Here is a 740-nt window from a genome sequence, read left to right on the forward strand (position 1 = left end):
CAGCGCGGCGATGAGGGCGATGACGACGGCCCCGCCGCCGATCTCGCCGGCGACCCTGTACAGTCGCCAGCAGACGACGGTGCCGATCGCGGCGAAGAAGGTGCCGACGCCGAAGGTCCACAGGAGCCGAACGGTTCGCGAGGTGCTCGCGTCGCGTCGCCACTGGGTCGTCTCGGGACGTTCGGTGACGTCGACGGCGTCCTCGTCCATACTCGCACTCGCGACCCGTCGTGTAAAGACCGTTCGATGTCGCTCGACTCGTCCGATCTGCTGTAAAAATGACGCACAGTAGTCCGTCTCAGAGCAAGACCGCAGCGACGGCGACGTAGCCGACGTAGGAGACGGCGATCGCGCCGGCGAGCGAACCGATCCACGCGAGTACGGTAACGCCCATCTTGCGGGGGCTGACGCCGCCGCCAGCGCCGGCCGCGGCGTAGCCGCTCCCGATGATCGCGCTGACGATGATCTCGTTGAACGAGACCGGGATACCGTAGAGGACCGCGGCCTGCGCGATGATGAAGGAGGGGATGAGCGCGGCGATCGACCGTCGCGGCCCGAGCGAGGAGTAGTCCTGCGAGATCGCCTTGATCATCCGCGGTGCGCCGGTCCACGACCCGATCAGGAGCCCGAGGCCGCCGCCGACGAGCATCGCGATCAGCGGGAGCTCGAGCTCGCCCGAGAGGGGGATCAGCGGACCGATCGCCAGCCCGACCTGACTGCCGCCGGCGGAGAACGCGACG

Annotated in this window: 1 protein-coding gene and 1 pseudogene; both read right to left on the bottom strand. The window is 68.5% G+C overall.

Features of this window, described 5'->3' with window-relative positions:
• Positions 1-210 (bottom strand): annotated as a pseudogene (locus tag PGX04_RS32705) (hypothetical protein); the annotation flags it as partial.
• Positions 211-298: 88 nt separating this feature from the next.
• Positions 299-740, bottom strand: a 442-nt coding sequence (locus tag PGX04_RS32710) for an inorganic phosphate transporter (RefSeq protein WP_273742284.1), incomplete at its 5' end; no start/stop codon positions are given.

Source organism: Natrinema soli (assembly GCF_028618695.1).